The 4,853-nt window shown below is 70.9% G+C and carries 1 protein-coding gene; it reads left to right on the top strand.

Annotation, left to right across the window (positions count from 1 at the left end):
- Nucleotides 1-27: 27 nt before the first annotated feature.
- Complete coding sequence (locus L3Q65_RS27880; protein WP_370648226.1) at nt 28-4,845, top strand: type I polyketide synthase; 4,818 nt, start codon at nt 28-30, stop codon at nt 4,843-4,845.
- Nucleotides 4,846-4,853 lie beyond the last annotated feature (8 nt).

Raw genomic sequence — 4,853 nt, 5'->3', positions numbered from 1 at the left:
GGTGCCCGCAGCAGACCTTTTCGATTACTGGCAAAGGGAGGTGACGGCCTCATGTCGGCCGAAGACAAGCTCCGCGAGTATCTGAAGCGGTCCATCGCCGAACTGCACGAGGCTCGCGATCAGCTGCGCGAGGTCGGGGAAAAGGACCGCGAGCCGATCGCGATCGTGGGCATGAGCTGCCGCTACGCGGGCGGAGTCCGCTCCCCGGAGGAACTGTGGGAACTCGTCGCCTCGGGCGGCGACGCGGTGTCCGGCTTCCCGCTCGACCGCGGCTGGAACGTGGCCGGGCTGTACGACCCGGACGGCGTCCGCCCCGGCACCAGCTACACCGACCAGGGCGGCTTCCTGCACGAAGCCGCTCAGTTCGACCCGGCGTTCTTCGGCATCTCGCCGCGCGAGGCACTGGCGACCGACCCGCAGCAGCGGCTTCTGCTGGAGACCGGGTGGGAGGTGCTCGAACGAGGCGGATTCGATCCGGCCTCGCTGGCGGGCAGCGACACCGGGGTGTTCGTCGGCGCGACCTACCAGGGCTACGAGACGACGGGCGAACTGCACCAGGACGATGTCGCGGGGCACCTGCTGACCGGCAATTCCCCGAGCGTCATCTCCGGGCGCGTCGCGTACGCGTTCGGGTTCGAGGGCCCCGCGGTGACGGTGGATACGGCGTGTTCGTCGTCGTTGGTGGCGTTGCATCTGGCGGCGCAGTCGTTGCGGCGCGGGGAGTGCTCGCTGGCGTTGGCCGGTGGCGTCACGGTGATGTCGACGCCTTACACCTTTGTCGAGTTCGCGCGGCAGGGCGGTCTCGCTTCGGACGGCCGGTGCAAGTCGTTCGCCGAGGCCGCCGACGGCACCGGTTGGGGCGAGGGCGTCGGTCTGCTGCTGGTGGAGCGGCTGTCGGAGGCGCGGCGGAACGGGCATCCGGTGCTGGCCGTGGTGCGGGGTTCCGCGGTGAATCAGGACGGCGCGTCGAATGGCTTGACGGCGCCGAACGGTCCGTCGCAGCAGCGGGTGATCCGGGCGGCTTTGGCGAGCGCTGGTCTCGCGTCGTCCGAGGTGGACGTGGTGGAGGCGCACGGGACGGGCACCCGGCTCGGTGATCCGATCGAGGCGCAGGCGATCCTGGCGACCTACGGTCAGGACCGGGAACAGCCGTTGCGGCTGGGGTCGATCAAGTCGAACATCGGGCACACCCAGGCCGCGGCGGGCGTCGCCGGCGTGATGAAGATGGTTCTCGCGATGCGGCACGGGGTGCTGCCGAAGAGCCTGCACATCGATGCTCCGACGTCCAATGTGGACTGGTCGGCTGGTTCGGTCGAGCTGCTGGCGGAGGCTATGCCGTGGCCCGAGGCCGATCGGCCGCGACGCGCTGGGGTTTCTTCGTTCGGGATCAGCGGGACCAACGCGCACGTGATCGTGGAGCAGGTTCCTGAGGAGCCCGCTGCGGAGCGGGGTCGCGAGCCGGTTGTGGTGCCGTGGGTGCTGTCGGCGCGGAGCCCGGAGGCGTTGCGGGAGCAGGCTCGTCGGCTGGTGTCCAGTGTGGACGATGCGGTGCCCGCGGATGTTGGCTGGTCGCTGGCGGCGCGCGCGGCATTGGAGTGCCGTGCGGTCGTGGTAGGCACCAGCCGGGGCGAACTGTTGGCCGGTGTCGCGGCATTGGCCGAGGGCCGGGGTTCCACCGGTACGGCGGTTAAGGGCCGGACGGCGTTTCTGTTCTCTGGCCAGGGTTCTCAGCGGGCTGGGATGGGGAGGGAGCTCGCGGAGTCTTTCCCGGTGTTCGCGGACGCTTTCGCTGAGGTGTGCGCGGAGCTGGATCGCCATACCGACACACCGGTGCGCGAGGCGATAGGTGATCCGGGCCGGGTGGACGAGACCGGGGTGGCGCAGCCGGGGTTGTTCGCGTTTGAGGTGGCGTTGTTTCGGTTGTTGGAGTCGTGGGGTGTGTGCCCGGATTTTGTGGGTGGGCATTCGATTGGTGAGTTGGCTGCGGCGCATGTTGCTGGTGTGTTGTCGTTGGCGGATGCGGCGCGGTTGGTGGTGGCGCGGGGTCGGTTGATGCAGGCGTTGCCGTCTGGTGGCGTGATGTTGGCGGTGCAGGTTTCCGAGGACGAGGTTGAGCCTGGTCCTGGTGTGGCTGTTGCGGCGGTGAATGGTCCGCGTTCGGTGGTGCTCTCGGGTGACGAGGACGCGGTGGCGCGGTGGGAGTCGAAGGGGTTGCGGACGAAGCGGCTGAAGGTGAGTCATGCGTTTCATTCGCATCTCATGGACGGGATGCTGGACGAGTTTCGTGCGGTGGCCGAAGGGGTCGAGTTCAGCCAGCCGCGGATCCCGATGGTGTCGAATCTGACCGGCGCGCTGGTCACCGAGTTCTCCGCGGATTACTGGGTGCGGCATGTTCGGGACACGGTGCGCTTCTGCGACGGCGTGCGTGCGCTGGAGGCCCATGGGGTCACCAGGTTCCTGGAAGTCGGCCCGTCGACCGCGCTGACCGCGATGATCGACGAGTCCCTTCTCGCCGACGCCACGGTCGTCGCGGCCGCGAGGAAGGATCGTTCCGAAGCCCAGGCCGTGGTCGAGGCCGCCGCCACGCTGTACGCGAACGGCTCCACAGTGGACTGGAAGCAGTTCTTCGCCGGTACCGGCGCGCGGCGGATCGACCTGCCGACTTACGCCTTCCAGCGGCAACGCTACTGGCTGGAGCCTCCCGTCCAGCCGGCCGAGACCGCTGGTACGGCGGAAAGCAGCTTCTGGACGGCGGTCGAGAGCCAGGACGTTGCCGCGGTGTCGGAGGTACTGGCGATCGACGGCGGTCCCGAGCAGTCGTCGCTGACCGCGTTGCTGCCCGCCCTGTCGTCCTGGCACCAGCGGCATCGCGCGCAGTCCGCCCTCGACCAGTGGCGCTACGAGGTGGCCTGGAAGCCCGCGACCGAGCTTTCGGCCAAGCCGCTGACCGGGACGTGGCTCGTGGTGCTGCCGTCGAGGCTGCCCGCGGACGGCTGGCCGGACGCGCTGGCCAAGGAACTGACCGGCCGCGGCGCACAGGTGCGCACGGTGACGTTGTCCGGCGGCGAGGACCGCGAGACGATCGCCGCCCGGCTGACCGAATCGGCCGCCGACGCCCCCGTGCACGGCATCGTTTCCCTGCTGGCCCTGGACGAGACTCCGCTGCCGGGTCTGCCGTCGGTGCCCGACGGCCTCGCCGCCACGCTGGGGCTGGCCCAGGCCGCCGGGAAGATCGCCGGCGAGCCCCGGATCTGGTGTGTCACCACGGACGCGGTGACCGTCGGCAGGCCGGACCGGGTCGGCAATCCCGTTCAGGCGCAGGTCTGGGGACTCGGCCGGGTGGTGGCGCTGGAACACGCGGAACGCTGGGGCGGCCTCGTGGACCTGCCCCCGGCGGTGGACGCCCGCGCGGTCGCCCGGTTCGCCGACGTCGTGGCGGGAGCAGGGGACGAAGACCAGCTGGCGGTGCGGGAGTCCGGCGTGTTCGTGCGCCGGTTCAGGCGAGCGGGCCCGGACGTCGCCGCTGGGGAATGGGCTCCCGGTTCGGGCACGGTGCTGATCACCGGCGGCACCGGTGCGCTCGGGGCTCGGATCGCCAGGTGGCTGGCTGAGCGCGGTGCCGAACACCTGGTGCTCGCCAGCCGCCGGGGCCGCGAGGCCGCTGGGGCCGCTGAGCTGGAAGCCGAACTGAAGGAACTGGGCACGCGGGTGACGGTGGCCGCGTGCGACGCCGCCGACCGGGCCGCGCTGGCGGGGCTGCTGGCCGAGATTCCCGCGGAGTTCCCGCTTGCCGGCGTCGTGCACGCGGCGGGTGTCCTCGACGACGGAGTGCTGGAATCCCTTGCCCCGGAACGGCTCGGCACGGTGCTGCGCCCGAAGGCGGACGCCGCGCTGAACCTGCACGAACTCACCCGGGACTGCGAACTCAGCATGTTCGTGCTGTTCTCCTCGATCGTCGGCGTGGTGGGCAGTGCCGGGCAGGCCAACTACGCGGCGGCGAACGCGTTTCTCGACGCGCTCGCCGAGCAGCGGCGGGCCGACGGGCTGGCCGCGACGGCGGTCGCTTGGGGGCCGTGGGCGGACAGCGGCATGGCCGCGGGCAGCGACGCCGTCACCGACCGGCTGCGGCGCGGCGGGGTGCCGCCGATGTCGCCGGAGCTGGCGGTCACGGCGCTGGAGCGCGCGGTGGCGGGCGGCTCGGCCTCGGTGACGGTCGCGGACATCGGCTGGGACCTGCTGACACCCGCGTTGATCGCCGCCGGGCCCAATCCGCAGTTCCGCGACCTGCCCGAGTTTTGCCGCGCGGCGGAGCAGACCAGGACCGAGACCGCCGACGAGTCCTCGTTCCGGGACCGGCTCGCCGCGCTGCCCGCGGCCGACCGGCTCGACGTCCTGCTCGCCCTGGTCCGGGAGAAGACCGCGAAGGTGCTCGGCTATCCGTCGGCGGACCGCGTCGAACCGGGGCGCGCGTTCGGCGATCTCGGCTTCGATTCGCTGACCGCGGTGGAGTTCCGCAACGCGCTCGGCACGGCCACCAGGATCCGGGTCCCGGCGACGGTGGTGTTCGACTACCCGACGCCGAACGCGGTTTCCGAGTACCTGCACGGAGAACTGGCCGGGGAAGACCCCGCGGAGAACGGGCTCGGCGCCGAGCTGGACCGGCTCGAAGCCGCGTTGTTCTCCGCGCCCGTCAGCGAAACGGAGACTGCCGAGGTCACCGCCCGGCTGCAGAACCTGCTGGCCCGCTGGAAAGAAAGCCACGATCAGGCCGCCGGGGGCGACATCGCCTCGGCGACCAAGGACGAGCTCTACGAGATTCTGCAGAAAGAATTCGGCCGCGCCTGAGCACGGCG

Source organism: Amycolatopsis sp. FU40, assembly GCF_021903635.1.
Classification (GTDB): Bacteria; Actinomycetota; Actinomycetes; order Mycobacteriales; family Pseudonocardiaceae; genus Amycolatopsis; species Amycolatopsis dendrobii.
This window is presented reverse-complemented; position numbering and strand designations above follow the sequence as displayed.